We start from the raw sequence: 23,848 nt of genomic DNA on the forward strand, positions 1-23,848 counted from the left end.
ACATCCTCAAAGGATGCTTAAATGGAAGTTATTTATTTAGGAATTGTTTGACCACATCAGGATTATCTTCCATGAGTTTAACTCGCTCGTGATAGTTAAGTTTTGCAAATTCCTGTCTTGTCATCGTCTTCCCTGCAACATTAGCCGACTTAGGAGTTGATCCTTTTAGTCGCTCATTGACAGCATCCTCTATAGCTTTTTGCCAGTGTGTTTTAAAGGTGTCAATGTTTCCTTTAATTGAATCGGCATCATCAGCCATCAGATATGAGGCAAATTGAACAGGTAGACCACTCTGAGATAGTTCCTTGACAGTTTGAGCTTCTAAGCGTTCACGATGGAATGCTTTTCTTTCCTCCTCAAACTTTTCACGCTCCTTGGCAAGTTCAGCTTTATGACGCTCCTCTTCAGACATTTTCGCTAGTTTCTCAGCTTCAGATTTCTCAGCTTGCAATTTAGCTTCAAATTCTTGTTCCCATTTTGCTTTAGCTGTCTCCAATGCTTTCGTTGTCTTGCGGTCTGTTTCAGCTTGTAGGAGCTTGTCAACTTCCTCCTGCGTAAATGTTTTCACTTCTTCAGTTTGTTCTACTGTCTCATTAACTGCTTCATTATTTTCTACTGTCATTTTCATAACCTCTTTCTTGCCCTACTTGTTCAATGCCCAAATAGTTCAATATATTTTTTAGTATTGTTTCATTAAAAAAGACACCCATGTTTCCGCATGGATGCCACAAATAAAAGGAGACGAGGGTATTCCCTCTCTAAGTTATATATAAGCGTATATCCTTTTTTTCAGTAAAATGGTAACTAATACCAGTAAATACCTACGTTATGTCACATATGTGCTGTACCACTCATCGTAACTAATATCCCCTTTTACAAGCTTCTTCTCACCGTCTGGTAAATTTGACCATCTTCCAATTTTATCTATCCCATCAAAATATGGAGCAATTGCTGAACGACAAGATGGATGCATTGGACTTGCATTGACTCCCGCTTGCTTCTCTTTCACTTTAAATATCTTCATGTCTAAGTTACGACAAATGGATGAAGTCTTATTGTCCAATGTGGCAAGGAATTGATATTCCTCTACTCCGTACTCTTCATATCCTTTGGCTGTTGAAGAGGTTAAGACTTCTGCTGTTTCAGTGCGGATTAAACGGAGACTGTTCTTATATGAACTGTTCATCTTCTCCTTTAGCTCTCTACTCATTCTTTGGACGGATGAACCTCGTATTAGACCATTGGTTATAATCTGTCTAATATCTCTCACTAACTTCCCACGATTAAACCAAATACGCTCACTAAACATCTGACCGCTCCAAGGGTATGTGATCGCTTCAATTACCGCTCTCTCATTTATCCTAGTGAAGCTCATTCCCATACCAGTTCCCTTGGCTAAAGTGTAGCCTGTACGATAATAGGTTGATAAATATACTTCAGATAGCCAAGGAGAGAACAAATCCATTTGCTCAGTATGTCCTAACGATATTAAACGAGCATCTATTTGAGCTAACAACGATGTAAGTCGATGTATCTGTCCTTGTTTGACTAGTTTCTCAATCTCTGCAATAGCAAATGGATTAGAAGTAGCTTCAATCTGACGTTTGAGCATAGCCATTTTAGCACCGTAGCCTCCTATTTCCGATTTGTTAAGTTGCTGCATAGCTTGAGCATAGCTTAGACCATTTTCATCTGCGTAACGTTGATAGAAGGAGCGCAAATCATTCTGAACATCATTGAGTGCTGAGCGATAGTGCTTCAAAAGTTCTCGCTCAACCTTTTTGATATCTGACCATTTAGCATCTACTATTTCTAATGACCTTTGTTGCCAGTAGTCTTGATTATTTAAGTTACGATATTGTCCTGTCGCTATGATAATTCACCTTCTTTCTTTATTGGTTGCACAAAAATGAGCGACCAATATTATTCAATGTTTTCGTCATTTTTATCGAATACTTGTCCATAATCATCTAATGACCCTTCATTTTGTTGTCTCAAGAGTTCTAATTCAAACTCAACATCTTCAATGAATGGGAGGATGGACAATAGAGTCTTATCTGACACAATTCCCTTGAGTTCTTTAGCAATGTTGGCTAAACCTTCCACATCGGCTGCAAGGTTACGTGTGAACTGCATAGATACATCATTGTAGTCGAATGAGTGTCCTTTTACATTCAAGAAGTTACAAATTAGCTTTAATCGTCTTTCAAGTGAATGCTTAAAGTATCTTTCCTTGTTTGATGCCATATTCTCAAGATTCATGATCTTATAACGCAATGCTGCTCCACTTGACTCAGAGCCGCTAAACCTTTGTGCGCTCAAATCGGGAACACCACTCAACCGATGCATGTCATCAACAGTTCGAACCTTTAGAGTTTCAACTTCTGCTGGCTCACTTTCTCGTACAAGCCATTTTGCATCAGCGTTTTGTGCATCCTGTCCATCAACGTTAATCATACGATTGGATTTCATGGCTTCTGCTACTTCTTTAGTTAGCTCCACGCCTTTGATGAATAGATAACTGTTGGCTACCTCTTCAAGATTGTTTACTGAATCAGATTGCAACACATCATAAGCATCAATGAGCGTTAGAACTGGCTCAGCATCACCTAGCATTTCTAAGTTGTTGTAATAGGGAATCATCGGAACAGATTTAAAGTAATGAGGTTGCTCGTTAATAAGCTTCAATAAGTCTTCATCTTGCTTGTAATAATGAATAGAATCCGATGTGTAAACTTCAACAAACATTTGAGATTCTTCTGTGACATAATCATAGGTTTCGTAAAATCTGACTCCTGCAAGGACATTCCCTTTAATAGTGGAATCATATACCATAAAGCATTCATTGGCATTCAGCACATCAAACTTAATATTTCCTTCCTCATCTATATAAAGGAGTTCGTATGCGATACCACCGACAGATGCATCTCTTGCAAGCTTCATATTTTCTGACTGCTCATTGTTATTGTCAAATATATCCTGCAAGACTTCCATAAGTTGGTCATTTGCCGATTGGTAGCTGATTGGATTCCCAATAAAATAGCTCATGGCTGTATTTGAGATAAATCTAGCCCAAGGATTGTTAATACGATTATTAGGCTTGTCTCCAGCTCTTGACCGCTTGAGGATATCCTGCTCCCCTTTGTAATAACGGAAAAGCTTGTTTAAACGCGCTACCTCTTTCAATTTGAAACGCTTAATGAGTGCATTGACAAGCTCAGGAGTCAAGTCATCTACACTGTTAATCTTGTATTTTTCCAATATGCGATACCTCTTTCTATTATTTTTGGCAATAAAAAAACGATCCTAAATGAATAGAATCGTTTCACTGAATTTATTTTTTATAATCTGTAATATTCACCTTGAGCAAACAAGATTAAATTGTTATTGCTGTCAACTACCCTATCCAAAATTGTGTAGGAATCAACATAAGGATATGCTTCTTCTTTATTGTTTATGATAATTGTGTTAACGTCAAACAATTCTTTTCTAGTAAAGCAATCTGTAATATCATGGGGCAACATGTCTACGCCAACTTCTACAAGGTAGATTCTGTTGCCAGTTAAAAGCCTATCTTTCCAGTCCACTGAATGATAATGCCTTCTAACATCAAACTTTTTATCAGCCAATTCGATAACTCCCTTTCAGTGTTAGAGTTAAAGCCCCAGCCACGACAAAGGCAATGCTTGAGCTTTATTCTTGTTGCCATTGTATGTCTCCATGCTGTACCGTAATGCATCAATGATATGGTTAAAGCTATCAATAGGTTGATTCAAATATTGACCAGTCTGCTTGTCCTTCTTGTATGAGTAGTTTTCAAACTCCGTGATTGTGTGCTTACATTTAGGATGGATAATGATTTCAAATTGCTGTAAGAAGCCAATTCCTGCATTGACTGAACCTGCACCCTTTCTAGCTGGCTTGATACGGGTAACACCATATTGACGGATTTCCTCTATGGATTTCTTTTCTGCACTATCGGCTAAGATTAACTGTCTGCCATATCCCTTGTCGATAATATGTTGTGCAAATTCATCATTAAGCAGTCCTTTTTCATACAGTTCATCAAAAATGTAGAGTTTACGATTATCTAAATCTACCAATGAGCATGAGAGGGTAGAAGGATCGTTAATAAAACCAAAGTCTGCTCCTATGGCTGTCTCTAATTTAGGATTAGCTTTGATTAGCTTATCTAGTTCAAACTCTTCTACTTTCCAGTTGGTGAATACAGTCTTACCAAGTGATCCCCATTTACCAAGTACATAAATTTGATAATAGTTTGGATTAATCGTCTTGTAACTCTCCATAGTCTGAACAAAATCAGGAGTGAGGTTTTTAATATTATCCTTGTATGTGGAATGATGAATAAGTGTATCTGGCTGTTCCTCTTCAAAGAAGTGTTTATATGTCCAATTGGAAGTAGAGACAGGGTTCATCATCATCCAAATCTGAGGATTCTTCTTATTACTTCTTAGCCTTAATTGAAGCTGTGTGTAGTCTTCAAGTGTGAGTTCTGTACACTCTTCAATCAGAATGTCATCTATGCCTGTGATAGACTTAATCTTCTCTGGATCATCCAATCCCATGAAGATAAATTGACTACCGTTGGGGAATTCAATCTTGAGATTAGATGTTGTAACCTTACACAAAGGGAGTAGCTTCATCTCAGATAGTTGCTGGATGAATAACTCAAATATAGAAGCTCTGAGTGTCGCTGCTACTTTACGGACAACTAACACTCTCCTGTTAGACTCCATAGCTTTAAGTATCATGCGTTGAACAGCAAAGTATGACTTACCACTAGCTCCACCGCCCATTAGCAATACATAACGCTTATCAGTTAACATGAGCGGTCTAAATGCCTCGTTAAAGAATGAAGCATCAACATTAATATTGATTGTATTGTTCTGCTTCTGTTGTCTCATTTATCCTCCTTCCCACGACAAAAAAGACACCTGTATGAGCTCATACAAGTGTCCTGTCGTTGTTCTATTTAGTTGTGTTAGTGTTAGCTCAATTTACATGCTTCCATGTCTTACCGTCTTTAATGTAGGTTATATTGGGCTGTGATACATCGTAGTAATCAGCAATGGCTACTACTGGCACGTTCTGCTTTAGCATGAATCTGATGTTACGAATATCTGCTTCTGTTAGCTTAGCTTTGTAGTGTAGCTCACCTTTGTTGTAATCAGCGATTGATCCTGGCTTAACTCCACGCTTGTCGTTGTAACCGTTCTCGATTGAATCAAACTGTGACATAATGTCACGGCATCGTTTACGCAATTCCTTGTTGTTTTCTGTCGCATCAATTTCTTCTAGCACTTCATATTCAAACGCTGCCGTACCATATAAGCGAAACGCTTCATTCAATTTGCTATGGCTGTTGATTCCATTTTTCAGCTCATATCTGTGTTGTGCCTTTACGAGTGCTAACGATGAAGTTGTATAGCCAATGTAAACCTTATCGTCAATGTTGTTGCTAACCTTGTAAATAATACCAATTTTCTTTGTCATAGTAATCTTCTCCTTTTATTTGGGCATACAAAAAAGCCATCTCAAATGAATGAGATAGCTTTAATGAGTGTCTAATTTAACTCCAAAACCTATTTCTATGCGGTCTATTTCTTCCTGTACCTTCGCTATATCAGATGGCTTTAAGTCTTCCTCAAAGTAGCTGTATAGCTCCCTAAGACGTAGTATGAATGTTAGACGTTCATCATCGGTCATAGTTTTTGCTTCCTTGCTTCCCTGTAGATGGTTGCTCTACTAATGTTAAAAGTTTCAGCTATCTCATCTACAGTCATCTTGTTATTGTCTCTATCGTTAAAGAGTTCTATCGCCTTCTGTAAACCTTTGTGATTCTCATGGTAAGTAGACGGTCTACCTTTATACACACCACGCTTCTTTGCTTCAGCAATTCCCTCGATCTGTCGCTCTTTAATCATATCGGCTTCAAACTCTGCAACTGCTGAGAGAACTGTTATCATTAGCTTACCTGTTGCTGTAGTTGTATCAAGGATTTCATTTTTAACATTCAAGACAACTAGACCAACTTCTTTCTCTTGAAGCATATCAATAGTGTTTAATGCATCCTTAGTTGACCTAGCAAACCTATCTAATTTAGTTACAACAATAATATCTCCAGATACAACTATATCAAGGAGACGATTAAACGCTTCTCGATTATCTTTCTTCCTTCCACTTACCTTTTCTTTAAAAATATCCTTTTTAGCAACTCCATACTCTTCAAGCTGTTGGATTTGAGCAGACAAGTTTTGTCCTGCACTCGATACCCTTGCATAACCGTAAATCATATGAATAACCCCTCTCTATTTTGATACATGTATTTGATACACTGTTAAACCAATAGTATCAACAATACCAAAACGTGTCAAGAGGGTACACTCATATGATACATTCAATCTTCCTCATGCTCTATATACTCAGTAGCTTGATGTTCAATTATCTTCTTGTCATCTTGGAAGCCAGTTAGATTAATTTGGAAGTCTGTTGTAGAATGTATCTCTTGTCTGTCAATCCACAATGCTTGATTCTTTCCAAGTAGCTCCAATGCTTTTAATTGCTCACTGTGTCTAACATCAGGATCAAATGCTAGTGTAGTTAATCTCATGAGAATGTCTTCAGCCGATGCAACATGACGGGCATTTTTTAATTCGGCTTTCCGTTTAGCAATTTCCTTCTGTATCTTATCCATTTTCAGCAACTTATGACCATTCACTCCAGCAGTATTTAAGTTACTTTTCGGATATGCTCTATAATAGGATTCTTGGGCATTCTCACTGATTAAATAGTGTTCAATAAACGCTCTCTGTCCACTCGTCAATTTATATTCTTCACCATTTTGCTTACTCTTTTTTCCCTTGGTGTTTTTAGTCAACCTTTTCACCTACTTTAGTTTACTCATTTAGTTTTCTACCACCTACTTAATTTCACCTTTATTCAACAAGGGGCACGCAAAGTTTGCGTATCCTATTTAGCAATTATTCACTGCATTCTCTTTCAAATATCTCTCTTTAAACTCGTCACGTAACTCATCATACAATGCATCTTCATTAGCATCACGCTTACTTAGTATCATTTTTACCCTCACAAATTTAGTAGCGTAATATGCAGATTTAATTAAATATTTCCATCCTCCGCTCATGAGCAAGATAAACAACCGTCTAATCATGCCTACTTTTTTCCCTTTGGTTCTATGTTTAATCAAGTCACGCCAACTTTTATAATTGCGATATGCTAACTCTTTATTAGTCAATTAAATGTCTCCTCTCGTAATTTACTCCATACAAAAAGCCACCCCAACTAAGGGATGACTTGAATTGTTATTCATTTTCTTCTTTGTATTTCTCTATGGCTTTACGAATATTCTCTGCAGTAAAATCCCCACTCAAAGCAACCATAAACCTATCAATACGATGAAAAATAGTTTCAACTTCATTTGTAGTTAGATTGAATTTTTCTGCTGCACTATTCAATACAACATCATCAATGTCATCGGTATATAAACCCTTTTCATCAATCAGTCTTTGCCACATTTCATCACAGTATTGATGTATTTCAATCTGCTTATGATAATCCATCCCTCTCACCTCCCATCGTCCTACAAATCAATCATAGAACAATAGAATGAGAGAAGCAAATTAATAGCAGAATTTTTCAATTTGTCTTATTAAATATTGGTCAATCTCATCTAATTCAACCTCATCCTCATCTTCAGGCACTACCTCATATTTTTCATAATAGTCATCTACCAACTCAGCCAACTCTGCATATTTTGTCCAAATGTTTGTGTATGCAAGCCATTGTTGATAATTAGCTTCTAGCTCATTAATTCGCTCAACTAGTCCATTCAAATGTGCTTTCTGTTGCTCAATCATTTCATACATTTCTTTCATTTTCATCTTCTCCATTTCAATTTTTATTTTTTCTTCATGCAACGAGGGAACTCAAAATAGCCAAAATGTAATTAATAAACTTATCATTCCCATGGCTGTTAATTTAGCTGATCTATCCTTTAACTTTTCATCTGTCGCTCCAAAGGCTAATATTCCAAATAGCACGATGAGGAGTATCAATAATATCTGATATGCAATTAACATCAATACTCACCTCTTCGTAAGGCATCAAGCTCATCCATTATGATTCTAATATCTCGCTCCATCGGGAAGAGTATTGCTTTTGTAATGCCATCGTATAGATTCTGATTCGCTTTCTTTGCTGTCTTAGCTGTCACACGCTCAATCAACTCTTCAAGTTCACCTTTTGACATCACAACTAATTCCTGCTTATCCATCCTCATCAGCCCCTCTTATTTGTTTTGATCCACAATAAAAAGCAATACCAATGAAGGCAAAGCTTCAACCAAATCATTTTTAAATTCATCCTTTTTCTCCCAACTCTTAGTTTGTTGTTAACTTATCGCTTCCTGCTAACATTTTCCTTAGCTCAATCTCACAGTTTGCAAGTCTAATTTGCATCTTGAGATTCTCAATTTCTGCTTTCAACTTTTCAATTTCTTTTTCATGTTCGTTCATCAATTTGTTCTATCTCCTTTTATTAAATAAATTCCAGTTGGTGTGCTAACAAATTTAGCTGTTTCTTCTTCATCTAATTCAATCTTTTCTTCAACTCTTGCAATAGGAAGGGGAACAACCTTTTTCCACTTGTTTATTAGTTGCTCTAATTCGCTCATGCGGTTTTCTACATATGTAGAAATCAAATAAAGCGTTTTACTATCCATCTCGCTACCTGAATTTTTAAAGGATAACACATGCTCAGGTGTTAACTCCCATAGCAATGGATCAATATACTGATAAGATTTCCTTTGCTTGAGCCACAATGTCATCAATCTGTTCTGGTCATAAACTCTGTCATCCTCTATCCATATCAGCTCCATAAATCCACTCCAGAATTCATACTCTTTCTCATAAGCCATTTGTCGCAACGTCACACGAGGGGCTTTTTCATACTCGTCTTCAATTCGCTTTCTTATCCTTCGTCTATTGTGCTCAACCGACTGTTGGCTGTATGGCTTATCTGGTATTTGGCTATACGGAATCGTATAGGAATCATCTCTATCATGCTGATAATACTTCATGACATTCAAATGTTTAATCTGCTCTTTAGTTAGGAGTCGCTCATAATTCTTCGTGTAAAAGTCCAGAAAATGAGAGCGACTATAACCCTTCTTCATTTTCCAGTAGCTATCGGTCACGCTATCCCCAAGTGTTGCTGAACCATCTTCTTCACTCGCTTTTTTGCTTAATGAGGACATACTAGGAGAAGACCATCCCTTTACACCATCCCGCTCAATCTTGATAGTGTCGTTAATCTGATTCGCATATTCTTGGATTTCATGTTTGATCGCCTTGTTAATGTAGCTGTTCAACGTTAGGTATTCTTTCGTTCCATTCGTCCTTACTTTTGACCAATCAAATTCTCTTTCTACCGGAATGTAAGTCATTACTGCCTTAGTTACGATGAACATTATTTGGCTGATAAAGTCGTTCCATTCATTATTAAAGAAGCCTTTCCGAGAGTTGTATATTGCACCAATAAACCTCTTTGATTTTGGTGATTTCGCCTCATAATGAATATAGGTAGCATCTTCATCATACGGATTAGGCTTAGGAGTCCTCTTAAAATAGTTTTCTATAAATTCAACTCGATAAGAAGTTGTTCCGTCATCTATTGGTTTCTCTCTTTTCTCTTCCTTTTCAATAGAAGGAATGTGAAAGTGTTCTGGCAATATCCCCTCTTCTTGCTGGATCAGGTTGCCATTTTCATCAATTTTCACATCCTTGTATCGTTGACCATTCTTTATTTTGGAAATGACAGAAGGAGCAACTCCAAACTTAAAAGCTATCTCCTTCTGTTTCAAATCCTTAAATAGTAGGTGTCGTTTTATGAGGACAACATCTTCAATGCTTAATTCCCTTACACCTTTGCTCATTAAGTGTTGCCCTCCTTCTATCTATTGTGGTATCATTTATGATGAGATAGCCTGTCCATTTTATTTTGACAGATTAAAAATCCATATCGTATATTTCATCATCGAATAGATCCAACTCGACAATTGCTCCAAACGGAGTTACTTTTTGTACGATATAAGACGGCTTTTTGACTGTGTCACCAACAAACGCTTTATACTTTTCATCTCTGAGTTTTTTGGCTTCTAACGCTTTCGCCTTACTACCCTCGATGAACTCATCATTACGTTTATAGAATTTCACCTTTTCGTGTGTAGATGTAGCAATTTCATCGAGTTTCTTCTCAACTAAATCGACAAACTTATAAAGTGTCTGGCTTTCCAGTTTGGTTCTTGCCATCTTGGATGACGTAACATTGAAATAGTCGCTGCTGTCCATTTGTTCTAAAATACTTTGAACTACCCTCTGATTAAAGTTTTTATGAATCCAACGAGTAAGCTTATAGTTCAAAGAGTTGTTGCTAGTGTTTTCATCTTCAATGATCTCAATTACTTCTTTCAGGATTTCTCTATCTTCTTCATGCTGCATCTGTAGAAAAGTCAATTCACCGGAAGGGAACTCTTTTGAATAAGCTTCTAGGGCTCTTTTTCTAATCCCTCTATTGTACTCATAAATCTGGCTTTCATTGTAAGTCTTGTACCCCTCTGTCTCCAATGTTCTCTTAGCTTCTGTATAAGTTCCTTCGTAGCCATTCTTGTCTGAGATTAGTTCACCTACAAAACAGTTCCTCATAACATCCCAATATTCAATTTGAGCATTAGTTAATTGAGCAGGCTGGTTCATTTTGCGTAGCACCTTCTGCGATTCCACCCATTTCAGAAACCAAACTTTAAAATGTGGTGCAAAATACTGAGATTTATATTCATATTTACTAGAATCCTCTTCAGTCGGCACATATCCCTCACGGCTATAAAATGCATTTGACTCAATGGCTACTGCACCATGAAGCGTATAAGCACCTTCTTCACCGACCATTTCTTTATCTAGCGATAACATTTCCAACATCTTCGCTTTGCCATTGCTGTATTTGATATTCGAGTTAAAGCTTGCATATTTCATAATTTCAGTCTCGAGTGCACTGATATTTTTTACGCTCGGTTTTACAATATAACTATGCATCGCATTATGCTCACGAGTGCCTTCAACAATTAGTTGAGAATAATCATACGTTTCCTGGCTTTCTTTGAAGGCGATGACTATCGAACATACAGCAGTCATAACCTCAGACATAAATTCTTGCTTATCTTCATAGAAATACCCGTATTTATTCCACAATCTCAAGATTGCTGATTTAGATTTCTCATTCCTAGCTTCTATTGCATAGCCGTCATGGAAAAAGTATTGCTCTATAAAAATACCTTTGTAAAATAAAATCCCTTCATCACTTAAATGCTCCCAATCACCCTTTGTCATATTAATCACATCAGCCTTCTCTCTGTTTTTCTCATTATCCATTTCAAAGTTTTCATGTTGTATTGCGACCATTTCCAAATCCCCATTCTTTCATTTTATAGTTGACTTTCCTTTTCGACTTGTTCATAATATAAGGTGTAGTACTCTGCTCTAATTTTGGTGTGAGAGACCAAAAAAATAAGAGTTTATACGACGTGGAGTAGCTTTCTTCTTGCTAGTGCTTCACGTTCTTGTCTTTCTTTTTCTTCAAGTTCCCATCCGAACCCTTTAACCTTTGGCATTTTGGCTATAGTCTCTGTTACGTTTATTCGTTTCCTTCTATTTAACATTTCATGGAAACTAACCATGTCATACTCTTCTTCATCTTCATCATCAGTATCCACTATGACATCTAACTTTACTGGATCGCTTGTATCTTTCTTACGGTCATCAAATGGATTAAAGTCACTCACAACTTCCTTCTCCTTCACAGGTTCATCCTCAAATATTGAAGCAATGTCAATCATGCCTTCCATTGGCTCATTCACCTTCTGCTGGATTCTCGCTTTTTGCTCATCATTTAATTGTTGTTTAACTACCTTCCTACTATTAAATCTACTTAACCATTCCATATCGTCATTCACTTTCTTCACTTCCACCTTTTCGATTGTTGTCATTCGAGATTTATCGAAAGACGATTTAACCTCAAAGAAATCTCCAAGCTGCACATCTACCTGTTCTTTAATATCATCTTCCGACTGTGCTTCAACATGAATACGAATCGTTTTGATCCTTTGAGCATGACGTTTCTTCTTTTCCTCAGCCATATCCCCAAAGAAATACATATCCTTTAGTTCTCGTTCCAGATAATATTCCATGTCGAAGTCATAAAGATATTTCTCAAAGTTGGTAGCAAAATTAGCTTTCTCATCTTCTAGGAGTGCCATATCAATCGCTGATGACTCGTCCATGAATTGAAGGAGGAAGCATGTATTCAAATAGTAGAACCGTCTCCAAAAGTATGTGGAACTCTTATACGTTTTGCTACCGTGTCGATATGTCTTTGTGCGCTCGATAAAATGTTTATGGAACAAATGATTAATATCTCCTGCCCATATGACAGATTGCTGATTCTGTAAGTCTATGATTTCAACTTTAATAGATTCATGAAATCTCGTAGCACCATACTTTTTCATCAATCCTTTACGAACTGCCTTGTATACCATCTTCATTTTCTCAGTTTTCTTTTTGGTAAGGTAAGCAAAGTATTCACTCAGGTTTGATCCATTAGCTACCAAGATTTCCTCTCGTGTCTTTTTCATTTCCTCATATTGTTCATGAGTGATTGCTTTGTAAGAAACCCTGTCATCATCAACTTCTTTTACTGGAATACCTTTAAGATAGAATGACTCAGTTGTAATCAATCCTTCAGATACCAAACTTTTGAAAGCATTGCCGATGACACTCTTCCTTGTGTTCGTATATGCTCTATTAAACTCATCTACTATCTCATTAGGCTTAAAGAATTCATTAGCCTTAGTATGATAACAACTCTCAAGATGGAGAGAAGCTTGTTCCACGAATGACTCTGATTCCTCGGCTGGATGGATGCCCATGAAAGATGCCCAAGTGGAATGACTCATGCCGTGTTCATATTTTTGAAACTCTTCATTCCTTTTAATAAGCTCGTTGAAGATGAATTCTTTCATGCGTTGCTCAATATCATTTTGCTTGTAGCCGTTGTTGGAATTACCTGTGATGCGTTCAACAACTTCTTCTCTTTTTTCCCCAAGCTCAATCAATCGCTTCTTTCCACTGTATGGCTTTCCTTTTTTAGAGTTTGGATTGACAACCAACTTAGCGTATGAGTATATCTGTTCCAACTTTTCCAAGAAAGCATCCAACGATTTATCTGAGTTGATGTAACCATTCTTTTTATAGAAGGAAGTTTCTTTCTCCTCTCCTTTCGATATTCCGTATGCCATTAAGATTTCCAAAGCCTCAATTTCCGTAACTTCAATTTTCTTCATATTAAATTTTCCTTCCTATTAGTATTGTTCAAATTCATAAAAGTCACTGTATAGTACTTAATGTTCTATTAATATGAAGTGACTTTTATGAATTCGCATTCTCAATCTTATATTTTTCAATCAACTTGCTCAATTCCTCATTCTCTTCAAATGTCCAGTAATATTTTTTTATCGCTTGGTTAAAACCTTTATATCCCCACCTTAATCCGTTCAACCCTAAATACTTTCTTAGTTTCGGATTGTAGCAATAAAAGTAAGTCACCCTCTCAACATTCATCTCATAGCCCTCTTTAAGTTGTACGACCATTTATTATCCCTTCCTTTGTACCACCTAATTTAAAAGTCTTTAAAAGTTTCATATTCTGAAAACCTTCTAATTTAAAAGTCTTTAAAGGACTTTAAAAAGTGCGATAAAGTCACTTTATATAGAAGGAGTGTATAATTAGCCACCCCTTACGAGCTCATAATGTACTGATTACTTGTATCTCTGTTGCTCTGGTTCAATTGTGAACTAGACCTTATACCAAATACGAATCAATAAATTCTTCAATCATATTTAACTTGCCAGCGCCAAACTCAAAGCTACCTGATTTCCAGTGCGTGAAATTGGATTGCTGCATATTCATTTTCTTTGCTACATAACTCCATTTGATCCCAAAGTTATCTACGACATATACAATCTGCTCTCGTGCTAATGCATTTCGTAGTCTTTGGTCTGTCGGTCTATTAATCATCTCTATCAACTCCTCTCATGCCAGTAAAATCAAGGCTATATAATGTATTTTGTAGTACATAGCTATAAAAAATGGAGCACATACTGGGAAAACATTTTGGAGGAGTGTTAAAAAAACCAGTATGTGCTTGTCCGTGGGGACGGACTTGAAAATGGTAGCAAGCATGAAGCTCGCCGGAATAAATAATGAACAATGTAGAATTAAAAGTAAGCCTTGATAAGCTCCAAGAAAAGGTGTTCCCTTCTCTCTATTAATATATATATGGGTATATCCTTTTTTTCCAAAACGTGAGCACTTATACCAGTAATTTACTAGCCTAAGTCACTGTTTGGCTGTACTCTTTATCGTGAACCTACTACATATTTCCACCTCTCCCTCTATATTCTATTATAGATTCGAAGTCTAAAAACGTAAACGTGAGGTGAAAAATATTACTTTGTGCCTATGAATGTGAGTGGAGTGAATGTTGAATAATCCTCTATTCTCCTCTAAAGAGGAGCAAACCTCTGTTTTATACACAATTTTCCGTGGAATCAACTTTCGCACATTTTACATCTGCTTTTGAAATAAGTCCTCTCATTATTAAAGCCCCACTTCTCCTGTGATTTTTATACAATTCTTGTAATATGAGCTACCTCCGCAAAATAATATCACTCACCTTTCTGGGCGTGAGAAGGCACTTTCCTCTACATTTCTTTTACTTTGCTAAAAAACACATTCTACCCCTCTAATATATATTCGTGGAGACCTACCCCCTAAAAGTAGTAATTTCCTGACAAGAATATTATCCATTATTTAACAATAAGCATGAAAATAGCACTTACATTAGAGTTTTGTTGTTGTTACCACGTTCACAAAGTTGTCATAATTAGATTAACGCATATCAGAGAATGGCAGGTGAAGCTATATTTGAAATCGGCAGGAGATTGAAACATGTGAAGGAGAATGATTTGGTGCATGGAGAATGGGAAAGATGGCTTGAAACCGTAAAAATTGATAGAGCTCAAGCAACAAGATTTATAACAGTTTACGACACATTTGGAAAATCAAATGATGATACGTATCATCAAATGGGAGTACAAGCTCTGTACCTTATTGCAACCATGCCAGAAGAAAAACGCAATCAACCACATACAATTCCATCAACGAATGAAACTAAGACAATGGATGGGATGACTGTACGTGAATTACGTGAGCTAAAGAAGAAATTTAAAGAAGAAGAAGAAGCTAAAGCAAGCAGAGTGATCCAAAACAGCTATCAGACAAAAATGTCTAACAGCAAAACTTGTAAAGATATAACAGAACTGATTGGAGAGACAGAAAATCAAACGGCGATTTCCGCCGTTCAGATTCTGAACTTCGGATATTGCTTAAGCAATTGCCCATAATGAGACTTTAAGAAGTGCAACAAGTGCACGAGATGGAATGTAATAAGTTTATGAACGAGCAAGAAAACGTTCGTGCGGAATCCGCACAATCAAACACAGCACAGTTTCTACGCACGAAAGAAAACAATATGCGAGAGATTGTTGGTAAGGCTTATACGGAGTTAGGGAGGGAGTTAGCGGAAGCGCGCGATAGACTTGCGGGAAGTAACCAATATGACGGAGTTTTTGGTAAATGGCTTTCTTTTATGAAGTATCCTCAGCGCACAGCATATGAATTGATTAATAGATATGCAGAGCTCTTGCGGATTCCGCAAGAGCAAGTCAACACCTTTGAAGCATTACCTATAAGTCTATCGAAAACAATATCTGCAAAATCAGCAGAATCAACTTCAGCTAAAGCACAAGCTAAAGAGGAGGTTTTGTCTGGAGAGATAGACACACTTAAAAAATATCAAGAGCGTATCAGTGAAAAAGTTGACTGGGCAAAAAGATTAGAGAGAATCGAGAGGATTAAAGCTAAAGGAAGACAGGGAAACAGAACAGATTTAAATAGCTCCAACATTGTGGAGAATTCTCCACAAAGTAAAACAAGAGATGCCGTTGCAGAGAAATCAGGATTTGGAAGTAGTGATACTTACCGCAAAGCGAAGTTTATTGATGAAAACGCCGATGAAGATACCATCCAAAAACTAGATTCTCAGGAAATTAGTATTCATAAAGCATGGAAAGAAACAAAAGAAAAACTTGAGAAGAAACTTAAAGAAGAAGAGGAGTATCGTAAATTAGTTGAAGAAGAAATGAAAAAAGCAAGGACGATTTGCCCCTGCTTAAAAGTTCATATTGTTCAAATCTAATAATCAATAAGTTACCCATTAACTTTTGTGTCACGTGACACATTTTCATCTATGCCATCTAAGCAATATTCCATAAACTCTTCATCGCTCATGCTTTCTAATTTGTTAGCAGATTCAAGATATGATTTTTTATCTTCATCTAAAGAAGCATTTTCAGCTGCTTCCCTGTATGCTTTTATCATTTCATTTCGACTATTCTCAATGGTATCTAAGTACCCTTTGATAGAGTCTTCTATTTGTTCTAATGTTTTCTCACCCAAATAGTAAACATTCTGTGAGTCCCATATTCCATTAATATCCAGCTCACTGTTAAACAACTTGCTTTCCAAGTCTTCGTACACCCTATAGATTTCTGATTTTTTCACACTTTGATCTGAATGGGAAATATCCCACTCCGCTAAGAACTCTAAATCTTCTGGTGTAATAGTTTTTATGTGAAGATGATAGTCACCACAAAAACTTTTAATTGAACGGTGTTTGTTCCATATTTTAGTTTCACCACGACCATTAAATGTTCCAACGATGGCTATCAGAAAATGCCATCTCATATTTTCACCCCAATTTATTACATCATTAACGCTTATTTTGCTCTTATCTTCGAAGATGCTCATAAATAATTTTTGTACAGGTCTTGTACTCACATTTCTTCCGATGTGCCTATTTAAAATAGCTTCGTACTTTAAGAGTTGTGTTACATGCCCATGTGAAATACGGCGCTCAGCAATCCAATCTTGAAGCTCAGGTAGTAGTTGCAACATTCTTAATCGACTTGTAATAAAAGTTCTGTCTTTATTAACCTTTTTCGCAATCTGCTCATGTGTGTAACCATTTTCAACATATTTCATAAAAGCATTTGCTTCCTCAATTGGCGTCATCTGTTCCCTTTGAATATTCTCAATGACGGACAGGTGAAAAGCATCATCATCGTTTAATTCCTCGACAAAAGCCTGAATCTCCGCAATTCCAGCTAGTTTAGCCGCTCTGTATCTTCTTTCACCTTGAACAATTTCATACGTTCCATTTAATGGGCGCACCATTATTGGTGACATTAGACCATCGCTTTTAATAGACTCTGATAGCTCGATTAAGCTTTCCTCGTCAAAATGTTTTCGTGGCTGATTAGGATTTGTCCTAATTAAGTCCATTTCTATTTTCTGTAAGTTTTTCAGATCATTCTTCATTTTCCCATTCCCCCTGGTTTAGTTGTGCCTTCGTGTTAGATTATAGATTCGTATTCACAAAACGTAAACGTCAGTAAAAAATAAAGGACACCATCACAGTGTCCCATCCCCCTTCTCACTCTTGAATAAACTCCACGTTCATAACCTCAATGTCTACTTCTCTACGTTGTGCATTTAGTAGATTCATATTTCCCCTTAGAATCATAAAGTCTTGGAACTCTTCGAATAGCTCTTTCTCACTGATGCCGTGTGCGATATAGTCAATCCTCATTGATCCTACTGCTACGTTTACTGCTTCGATTGTTTTCTCCATTTCCCATTCCCCATTCATTAGTATATTTGTTGGTGCGATTGCTGCTACGGTTAGAGTGTAAAAAAATTAATAGTGAATCCTAGCTCATTATTTGAGATACATCCAAGATAGATAAGTCCTGTCAAAATACTGTTTACAAAACTCTCTTTCATCGCTACCATTTGAATCAATTTCGACTAAATCAGCTACATAGCTCCCCAAAATCTGTGAAATTGTAATATTGTAGGCTCCTGCGAACTGTTGCAAAGCCTTGTACTGCTCTTCGTTAATTTCAACTGTTAATCGTTTTGCCATTGTTATCCCTCCTTTTAATTTCCCCAAGTTGCAATTAAGCAGATTGCATACAGTAAAAACGTGATGGCTGGAAACACTAGCCAATATAATTCCCCTTTGCAAGCTACCTCATCATCATCAAGCCATATTCTTCTGAATGGTAGATACATAGATTTTAGAATGAACACTTGCCAACCTCCTTTACGTTTAGCGTTTAACTTTTAACGTTGTATATAACTTATCACGTATTACGTTAAACGTCAAACACTTTGCGTAAAGAATTTTTTATTGTATAATAAACTCAACTCAAAAGGAGTGATTAAATTGAATTTCACGGTGAATGTAACCTTAGACAAAACACTTAAAGAAGCTGATATATCAAGGAATGCTATCGCTGTTGAAGGTAAAATTAGACCTGCTACAATCAGCGAGCTGTGCAATGGCAAAAGTAAGTCAATCAGCTTTGAAACTTTAGAACGAATAGTGGACGCATTAAATCGCTTAGATTCAAGCAGATTACATAAAATTGAAGACGTGATAACTATTCAGTACGATAAGAAGGCATAAACCACTCAAGCTCTGTGTGGCTCTTTACAGCCATGTAGGAGCGTTCTATGCCAATAATGTGTCTTTCTATCAATCTTGAATAAACACCGCTGTAAAAGCCTGTCAGACTCCTGATGGGCTTGTTCTGCGTTGCTTTGAGTGTTATTGACAATGCTTGCATACTGAGAGCTTCTAATTCAGACACTTTGTCCGTGTAAATGCTGAAACGGAGCATCTTGATGGATTGTGCTTTATAGATACCAAAAAGTTTGGAAATTAAATTTTGATCCACCTTCCCTATCATTGACACGATTCTTTGTTTGAAGTGGCTGTAAAAGCACTGTAAAGCTTCAGGATACGTATTATCTTTTAATCTATTAGTTTTTTCTGGAGCTTTAGGTAGAGCTTCTTGGTGTGACAATTCCGTGTGACATTGTGGTGTGACATCAACAAAAACAATGGCATTAGTAGACTGTCTCTTATCTCCTTTAGCCCTCTTTAACTTATACTGCTTGATAAATCCTAGTTGCTCAAACTTTAAACAAGCACGAATAACAGTTCTTCTGCTTATCCCTATCATTTCTGCAATCTTAGACTTAGATAGATACGACAAACCAAAATACTTTGCTGAGTATCTACTTAATACATCAAGCACTTCTTTTTCTGACTTTGTAAGCTGATCGTTAAACTGCTCACGGATGGCTGCAATGTTAGCATTGTGATCCTCAATTGATTTAAATGGCTGAAGAGTTTTGTAAGTGGATTCGGTGTTTAGTAAATATGTTGTCATTGTAAATGCCCTCCAGTGGCACAGACAAATCAAAAAGGAGTCTCCACTAAACAAAGTGAAAACTCCTTGCCATTCTCCTTGAATATCCCCTACCAATTTGATAAGATAGATACATCAAGAAGTTATGTAGGTGTTATTCACTGGTGCGAACAGTGGGATAACGGTTCTTATTGGATTGCCGTCCAGTTCGAACACGCATGACTTCTTTATTTTTTGTCTTTTTATGTGCGTAATAGTAGCCAAATTAATTAGCCCTTTTAGGCACATCCTCTCAACCCTTGATATCATTGAGTTTTCAGCAAGGATGCGCTTGTCTACTATTGTATTAATAAAAGCTTCGCACCCTTTCTGATCAATTGTACTGGAGTGCTTTGTGACGTTCGGAATGGCAATTAACACTAAAACTGAAATAATGAGCAAGACGATCATCATTTCAATTAACGTAAAACCTTTTTGTGATTTTATCGTAAACATTGGTTTCCTCCCTTAAAAAGTGTTAAATAAATCGTATACGGGTAATAGTAGCGCTAAATAGGCAGCTAAAATGCAAAGCGCTAAAATCGTAAAAAGGGAAGGCTGTAACAAGGACAGCCACTTTGTTAACTCCTCTTCTATCGTTTGATGCAGGTGGTCACTGTAGATCAGCAACTCTTTCCCTAAGTGTCCTGTATCAGCACCATGTTTCGCATAAGCACTTAATTCTTTACGTAAACCGTTCGTCAAACGAATCGCTTGATCTAACGGTTCTCCATAAATGACATAGCCTTTTAATACTTTAGCAATTTCACTTACTAACACATCGACTTCTTGATTTGCGAGTATTGCGAGTGCATCTTGCATGGAAATGCCGGAGTCTAGAAGACTACCTATTTCACCCGCAAAGTCCCTCGTCTTAATTTTAGAGATTAGCGAACCAATAATAGGTAGTTTCATGATGAAGAGTATCTGCTTCGCTGGCGACATTCGGCGATAAAAGACCAACACGACACAAACGACGAAAATTGTAGTGATACTACTCGCAATAACAATATCCGGCATTTTCGAAACAATGATGGGTAATACTGAAACGAGTCCAGTTGCATCATCATTTCGAGTCATGGACAACAGTTGCATGTTCGGCAAGAAGTAATTTCTAAAAGCTACTAACAACACCGCCATGAAAAAGAAGAGTACGAGTGGATACAAAAGAATGCTTTTAAGTTTCTTCCTTCGTTGCTCTACCATTTGCAACCGAACTGCAATGCCTTCTAGCGCTTCCGCTAATCTTCCGTCTACTTCTGAAATGACGATTGGCAAAAGGATACTTTTCGAAAACCCTAAACGAGAGAGAATAGCAGAAACTTCCGCTCCTTCTTTTAAGTCGTTTTCAATTGAACGAAGCAATTCATCGTATTCTTTATGGTGGTGTGGGATTAACAAAATTAGACCTTCATGAAACGTGTAACCTTCCTTCAGCAAGCTGGCTAAACGTTTCAGAAAAACCGATTGATTGATAATTTGTTTAGTCGGTTGGCTGATTCGTCTGAGTACGTGTTTATTCATAGAAGTCCCGCTTGTCTGTTGAGTATTTTTCCATGACGGCTTCCAATCTGATTTCAGGAGGAACAGCTACCTTTTCTCCATTCACAATACTATCAGCCATTTTTTCTAACAATGCTCCTTGTACAATTTCAAAGATTGCTTTCGTTTGGCCATTCGGTTGTTGGATTAAACGCTGCGAAGAAATACAGACAATTGTTTGCCTCAATTCTTCCGCCGTAATGCCGAAGTCCATTAAACGGAAAAAACAGCCTTCAGGATCTTTCGCATGCACTGTCGTTAACACGAGATGACCTGTCAGAGACGCTCCGACTGCCGTTTTTGCAGTTTCAGCATCTCGGATTTCACCAATCATAATAACATCTGGAGAATGTCTTAAGATTGCTTTTAGTCCTGCTGCATACGTCATGCCAGATTGCTCGTTCACTTGAATCTGCAACAAATGGGAATGATTATTCTCAACGGGATCCTCCAATGTGATAACGTGTCTCTCCATTTGATTGACAGTATAACGGTTAATAAAACAATGTCATTGATTCTCTTTTGCCAGTCAAAATGTTTTTCTCATTTATAATAGAAGAAAAATAAAAACCACCAACTCTAATTATGAGTGCGGTGGTTTTCTTCTATTTAATCATAAACAGCTCCATTAATTCTTCAGTACGATTTTTGAGTCGCGCATTTAGGTACCGACGTTGGTCTTCGTAACCTTGATAGATGAATGTGTATGTAGTGAACGTTTCTTCAGACTTTCCTTTAATTAGCTTCATTTTGTTTTGACGTAAATAGTCGGATGATGTTTTCAAGTCTTTCTGCACACGTTCCAGTGCCTTATCTACAAGCTTAATATATGGATCGCTGAATTTACAACAACCTTTTTCAAATGCCTGACGATCTCTGGATAATATCGTCAACAGCATAGGCATGTATATTAGATTTTCAAAATGCGGAAGTGCTTCTCCAGGAATCAACATGATTAAATCACTCTGCTTTCTTTGGTCACTACGGGTACAAGTGCCAATACGTTATTGATAGTGAATGTGCGGTTAGATCTATGCAAATGACAGTATGCACGAAATGACACTTCGCCAACCTGCAACACTTTGATTCGCCGTTTGCTAATCGACCCATCCTTGGTGACATACATCATATCCAATACCTCACCAAATTTAACCGATCTCTCCAATGTTTTACGCACACTCGTTCCCTCCTTTTTATTTATTATAGAGAACGAATGTTTGTATGTAAAGAGAAATCAGATTTCACCCAAAGGACTATTGGCTCATTTTTATAAAAAGGACACAAAAGTTACTTTTTGTTGTTTACACGGGTAACATATGTGTTATAATAAGATTAAGAAAACAAACAAGGAGGAAAACAAAATGAAAAACGTCATGAAGAAAGCTTGGGAAATCGCAAAGGAAGGTTCGGCGAAATTCGGTGGTAAAGCAAGCGAGTATATTTCAGCAGCACTTAAAATGGCATGGGCAGAAATCAAAAAGGGGGCTAATCAAATGGCAGAATTACCGAAAATCGTAAACGTAAGAGCAAAGGAGCTTTTCCAGTCGGGCGATCAACCATCAATGCAGTACGCAAAAAGCAAAGCTGAACATGAGTTTTCCATACTTATCACCAACGCAAAGAAAATCAATGCATCAAGCGGAAAGCAAGTCCTTCCAGTCGAAAAAATCTATGAGTTGACAGAAAAATCATCAGTAAAAGATTATTTAAAATTTATGTCACAAGTCGATTTAATGGCAGGCAACCTGTCTAAATAAGGAGGAATTACATTGACACACACAGAAAAAGTAGTTGATATGATAAAGTGGCTACTCCACAAATCGGATTTAACGTACTATCGCATCCACAAAGATACAGGCATTCCCAAAAATACTCTCGCTCGATTACAAAAGGGCGAGAGTGAGATACACAATATACCACTAGCAACTGCTTTAAAATTAGAAAAATACTATTTAGAGGAGATGGGAAAAATGGAAAAAGTGACTTTTGAAGGAATCGAGTACACATTGACACAAGAAGCATATCTGACAGGGACGCATGGCAACCCATATTACGAAGCGTCAGGCATTGATGCAGACGGGAATGAGGTCACAGTCACTTGGGAAATTAAAGACCACTGGTTGGACAAGGACGGGATTTTAAACGGACTGCTGGAAGACGAATCAGAAGCCTGCGACTGGGATAATCCTATGAGTGTGGAGTGCATCTGATGACGGGCAATATAACGGCTGGCGATCGTTTTGGTCGCCTTACCGCACTACAAAAAACCGATTTACGGAAACGGGGTAAAATTGTGTGGGCTTGCAAATGTGATTGCGGCAAATATATCAATGCCGTATCAACTGATTTAACTGCAGGAGACACTCAATCATGCGGATGCCTTAAAAAAGAAATGGAAGAAAAACATTTGCGAGAAAAATATGATGAGAAGCGCGTGAACGGTGTTGCACTGCAATTATTTAAAGACAAAGAACCGCGTAAAGACAGTAGTACGGGTTATCGTGGAGTTAGTAAATATTACACCCGAAAATCCAAAGAACTACGTTATCGGGCTTGGATTACTGTTGATGGTAAGCAACACTATAAGTCGGGATTTAACACAGCGGAAGATGCTTATTATAAAGGTCGTTTAATGTTGGAGGATTTGCATCTACCCAAAAAATAAAAAAGCACCCTATCCAATAAAGGACGGGGTGCTATCACTCTTCTTATTTTAGGGATATGTTTACGTGAATGAAGAGTATATTAACTCTATCACTGACTGATTATTTATGCAA

At 37.2% G+C, this 23,848-nt stretch carries 35 protein-coding genes; 6 read left to right on the forward strand and 29 right to left on the reverse strand.

The features are described 5' to 3' along the window. Positions 1-28: 28 nt before the first annotated feature. From QT711_RS03140 to QT711_RS03230, 19 genes are all read right to left on the reverse strand, one after another. Positions 29-622: a DUF4355 domain-containing protein gene (locus QT711_RS03140; RefSeq protein ID WP_317942057.1), complete on the reverse strand. Its 594-nt coding sequence runs from the start codon at positions 620-622 to the stop codon at positions 29-31. Positions 623-826: 204 nt separating this feature from the next. After that, a complete protein-coding gene (locus QT711_RS03145; protein WP_317942058.1) occupies positions 827-1,618 on the reverse strand; it encodes a minor capsid protein in 792 nt (263 codons plus the stop codon). A gap of 305 nt (positions 1,619-1,923) precedes the next feature. Further along, on the reverse strand, positions 1,924-3,261 hold the full coding sequence (locus QT711_RS03150; RefSeq protein WP_317942059.1) for a phage portal protein: 1,338 nt from the start codon (positions 3,259-3,261) through the stop codon (positions 1,924-1,926). A gap of 80 nt (positions 3,262-3,341) precedes the next feature. Continuing rightward, positions 3,342-3,629: a hypothetical protein gene (locus tag QT711_RS03155; protein WP_317942060.1), complete on the reverse strand. Its 288-nt coding sequence runs from the start codon at positions 3,627-3,629 to the stop codon at positions 3,342-3,344. A 27-nt stretch (positions 3,630-3,656) separates the two neighbouring features. Next, entirely contained in the window at positions 3,657-4,925 is a 1,269-nt protein-coding gene (locus tag QT711_RS03160; protein ID WP_317942061.1) for a PBSX family phage terminase large subunit, read from the reverse strand. An 88-nt stretch (positions 4,926-5,013) separates the two neighbouring features. Continuing rightward, positions 5,014-5,514: a hypothetical protein gene (locus QT711_RS03165; RefSeq protein ID WP_317942062.1), complete on the reverse strand. Its 501-nt coding sequence runs from the start codon at positions 5,512-5,514 to the stop codon at positions 5,014-5,016. Between the two features lie 209 nt (positions 5,515-5,723). Next, positions 5,724-6,314, reverse strand: a complete 591-nt coding sequence (locus QT711_RS03170) for a recombinase family protein (protein ID WP_317942063.1) — start codon at positions 6,312-6,314, stop codon at positions 5,724-5,726. Between the two features lie 104 nt (positions 6,315-6,418). Further along, positions 6,419-6,898: a terminase small subunit gene (locus QT711_RS03175; RefSeq protein WP_317942064.1), complete on the reverse strand. Its 480-nt coding sequence runs from the start codon at positions 6,896-6,898 to the stop codon at positions 6,419-6,421. Between the two features lie 96 nt (positions 6,899-6,994). Continuing rightward, positions 6,995-7,276: a hypothetical protein gene (locus QT711_RS03180; RefSeq protein ID WP_317942065.1), complete on the reverse strand. Its 282-nt coding sequence runs from the start codon at positions 7,274-7,276 to the stop codon at positions 6,995-6,997. Between the two features lie 67 nt (positions 7,277-7,343). Further along, positions 7,344-7,601, reverse strand: a complete 258-nt coding sequence (locus QT711_RS03185) for a hypothetical protein (protein ID WP_317942066.1) — start codon at positions 7,599-7,601, stop codon at positions 7,344-7,346. Positions 7,602-7,661: 60 nt separating this feature from the next. Further along, positions 7,662-7,958 carry a hypothetical protein gene (locus QT711_RS03190; RefSeq protein WP_317942067.1) on the reverse strand — a complete coding sequence of 99 codons (297 nt, stop codon included), beginning with the start codon at positions 7,956-7,958 and terminating at the stop codon, positions 7,662-7,664. A 9-nt stretch (positions 7,959-7,967) separates the two neighbouring features. Further along, complete coding sequence (locus tag QT711_RS03195) at positions 7,968-8,120, reverse strand: hypothetical protein (protein ID WP_317942068.1); 153 nt, start codon at positions 8,118-8,120, stop codon at positions 7,968-7,970. Beyond that, a complete protein-coding gene (locus QT711_RS03200; protein WP_317942069.1) occupies positions 8,120-8,314 on the reverse strand; it encodes a hypothetical protein in 195 nt (64 codons plus the stop codon). The genes QT711_RS03195 and QT711_RS03200 overlap by 1 nt, the downstream gene beginning before the upstream one ends. Before the next feature lie 106 nt (positions 8,315-8,420). Beyond that, positions 8,421-8,558 carry a hypothetical protein gene (locus tag QT711_RS03205; RefSeq protein ID WP_317942070.1) on the reverse strand — a complete coding sequence of 46 codons (138 nt, stop codon included), beginning with the start codon at positions 8,556-8,558 and terminating at the stop codon, positions 8,421-8,423. After that, positions 8,555-9,973: a helix-turn-helix domain-containing protein gene (locus QT711_RS03210; protein WP_317942071.1), complete on the reverse strand. Its 1,419-nt coding sequence runs from the start codon at positions 9,971-9,973 to the stop codon at positions 8,555-8,557. The genes QT711_RS03205 and QT711_RS03210 overlap by 4 nt, the downstream gene beginning before the upstream one ends. A gap of 73 nt (positions 9,974-10,046) precedes the next feature. Beyond that, positions 10,047-11,495: a hypothetical protein gene (locus QT711_RS03215; RefSeq protein ID WP_317942072.1), complete on the reverse strand. Its 1,449-nt coding sequence runs from the start codon at positions 11,493-11,495 to the stop codon at positions 10,047-10,049. Between the two features lie 113 nt (positions 11,496-11,608). After that, positions 11,609-13,432, reverse strand: coding sequence for a hypothetical protein (locus QT711_RS03220; protein WP_317942073.1), 1,824 nt, complete (start codon positions 13,430-13,432; stop codon positions 11,609-11,611). 85 nt (positions 13,433-13,517) lie between these two features. Then, positions 13,518-13,739, reverse strand: a complete 222-nt coding sequence (locus tag QT711_RS03225; RefSeq protein WP_317942074.1) for a hypothetical protein — start codon at positions 13,737-13,739, stop codon at positions 13,518-13,520. Between the two features lie 211 nt (positions 13,740-13,950). Then, the gene (locus QT711_RS03230) at positions 13,951-14,166 is read right to left on the reverse strand and encodes a hypothetical protein (protein ID WP_317942075.1); all 216 of its coding nucleotides are present in this window, start codon (positions 14,164-14,166) and stop codon (positions 13,951-13,953) included. Positions 14,167-15,056: 890 nt separating this feature from the next. On the opposite strand from QT711_RS03230, the gene QT711_RS03235 reads away from it, so the two are divergent. After that, the gene (locus tag QT711_RS03235) at positions 15,057-15,554 is read left to right on the forward strand and encodes a DUF3102 domain-containing protein (RefSeq protein WP_317942076.1); all 498 of its coding nucleotides are present in this window, start codon (positions 15,057-15,059) and stop codon (positions 15,552-15,554) included. A gap of 14 nt (positions 15,555-15,568) precedes the next feature. Then, a complete protein-coding gene (locus QT711_RS03240; RefSeq protein WP_317942077.1) occupies positions 15,569-16,408 on the forward strand; it encodes a hypothetical protein in 840 nt (279 codons plus the stop codon). Between the two features lie 11 nt (positions 16,409-16,419). Here the strand turns inward: QT711_RS03240 and QT711_RS03245 are convergent, their stop codons facing one another. The 4 genes from QT711_RS03245 to QT711_RS03260 form a co-directional block, all read right to left on the reverse strand. Next, positions 16,420-17,589 carry a ParB/RepB/Spo0J family partition protein gene (locus QT711_RS03245; RefSeq protein WP_317942078.1) on the reverse strand — a complete coding sequence of 390 codons (1,170 nt, stop codon included), beginning with the start codon at positions 17,587-17,589 and terminating at the stop codon, positions 16,420-16,422. Positions 17,590-17,704: 115 nt separating this feature from the next. Further along, on the reverse strand, positions 17,705-17,902 hold the full coding sequence (locus tag QT711_RS03250) for a hypothetical protein (RefSeq protein ID WP_317942079.1): 198 nt from the start codon (positions 17,900-17,902) through the stop codon (positions 17,705-17,707). An 87-nt stretch (positions 17,903-17,989) separates the two neighbouring features. Continuing rightward, entirely contained in the window at positions 17,990-18,196 is a 207-nt protein-coding gene (locus QT711_RS03255; RefSeq protein WP_317942080.1) for a hypothetical protein, read from the reverse strand. Positions 18,197-18,210: 14 nt separating this feature from the next. Beyond that, positions 18,211-18,363: a hypothetical protein gene (locus QT711_RS03260; RefSeq protein WP_317942081.1), complete on the reverse strand. Its 153-nt coding sequence runs from the start codon at positions 18,361-18,363 to the stop codon at positions 18,211-18,213. Positions 18,364-18,499: 136 nt separating this feature from the next. On the opposite strand from QT711_RS03260, the gene QT711_RS03265 reads away from it, so the two are divergent. Then, a complete protein-coding gene (locus tag QT711_RS03265; protein WP_317942082.1) occupies positions 18,500-18,742 on the forward strand; it encodes a helix-turn-helix domain-containing protein in 243 nt (80 codons plus the stop codon). Here the strand turns inward: QT711_RS03265 and QT711_RS03270 are convergent. From QT711_RS03270 to QT711_RS03295, 6 genes are all read right to left on the reverse strand, one after another. Next, entirely contained in the window at positions 18,717-19,511 is a 795-nt protein-coding gene (locus QT711_RS03270; protein ID WP_317942083.1) for a Fic family protein, read from the reverse strand. The genes QT711_RS03265 and QT711_RS03270 overlap by 26 nt on opposite strands. A gap of 114 nt (positions 19,512-19,625) precedes the next feature. Continuing rightward, on the reverse strand, positions 19,626-19,985 hold the full coding sequence (locus QT711_RS03275) for a prepilin-type N-terminal cleavage/methylation domain-containing protein (RefSeq protein WP_317942084.1): 360 nt from the start codon (positions 19,983-19,985) through the stop codon (positions 19,626-19,628). Positions 19,986-19,997: 12 nt separating this feature from the next. After that, positions 19,998-21,053, reverse strand: a complete 1,056-nt coding sequence (gene comGB, locus QT711_RS03280) for a competence type IV pilus assembly protein ComGB (protein WP_317942085.1) — start codon at positions 21,051-21,053, stop codon at positions 19,998-20,000. Beyond that, positions 21,046-21,546, reverse strand: a complete 501-nt coding sequence (locus QT711_RS03285; protein ID WP_317942086.1) for a GspE family protein — start codon at positions 21,544-21,546, stop codon at positions 21,046-21,048. Before QT711_RS03285 ends, comGB begins: the two co-directional genes overlap by 8 nt. A gap of 130 nt (positions 21,547-21,676) precedes the next feature. Then, entirely contained in the window at positions 21,677-21,976 is a 300-nt protein-coding gene (locus tag QT711_RS03290) for a hypothetical protein (protein ID WP_317942087.1), read from the reverse strand. 50 nt (positions 21,977-22,026) lie between these two features. After that, positions 22,027-22,248: a transcriptional regulator gene (locus tag QT711_RS03295; protein WP_317942088.1), complete on the reverse strand. Its 222-nt coding sequence runs from the start codon at positions 22,246-22,248 to the stop codon at positions 22,027-22,029. A gap of 184 nt (positions 22,249-22,432) precedes the next feature. Between QT711_RS03295 and QT711_RS03300 the strand changes: the two genes are divergently transcribed. Genes QT711_RS03300 through QT711_RS03310 form a run of 3 tightly spaced genes read left to right on the forward strand, consistent with a single transcriptional unit; the run spans position 22,433 to position 23,736 of the window. Next, a complete protein-coding gene (locus QT711_RS03300) occupies positions 22,433-22,828 on the forward strand; it encodes a hypothetical protein (protein WP_317942089.1) in 396 nt (131 codons plus the stop codon). Positions 22,829-22,840: 12 nt separating this feature from the next. Next, on the forward strand, positions 22,841-23,281 hold the full coding sequence (locus QT711_RS03305) for a helix-turn-helix domain-containing protein (RefSeq protein ID WP_317942090.1): 441 nt from the start codon (positions 22,841-22,843) through the stop codon (positions 23,279-23,281). Then, complete coding sequence (locus tag QT711_RS03310) at positions 23,281-23,736, forward strand: hypothetical protein (RefSeq protein WP_317942091.1); 456 nt, start codon at positions 23,281-23,283, stop codon at positions 23,734-23,736. Before QT711_RS03305 ends, QT711_RS03310 begins: the two co-directional genes overlap by 1 nt. Positions 23,737-23,848: the final 112 nt, after the last annotated feature.

The organism is Sporosarcina saromensis (genome assembly GCF_033253735.1).
Taxonomy (GTDB): Bacteria; Bacillota; Bacilli; order Bacillales_A; family Planococcaceae; genus Sporosarcina; species Sporosarcina saromensis.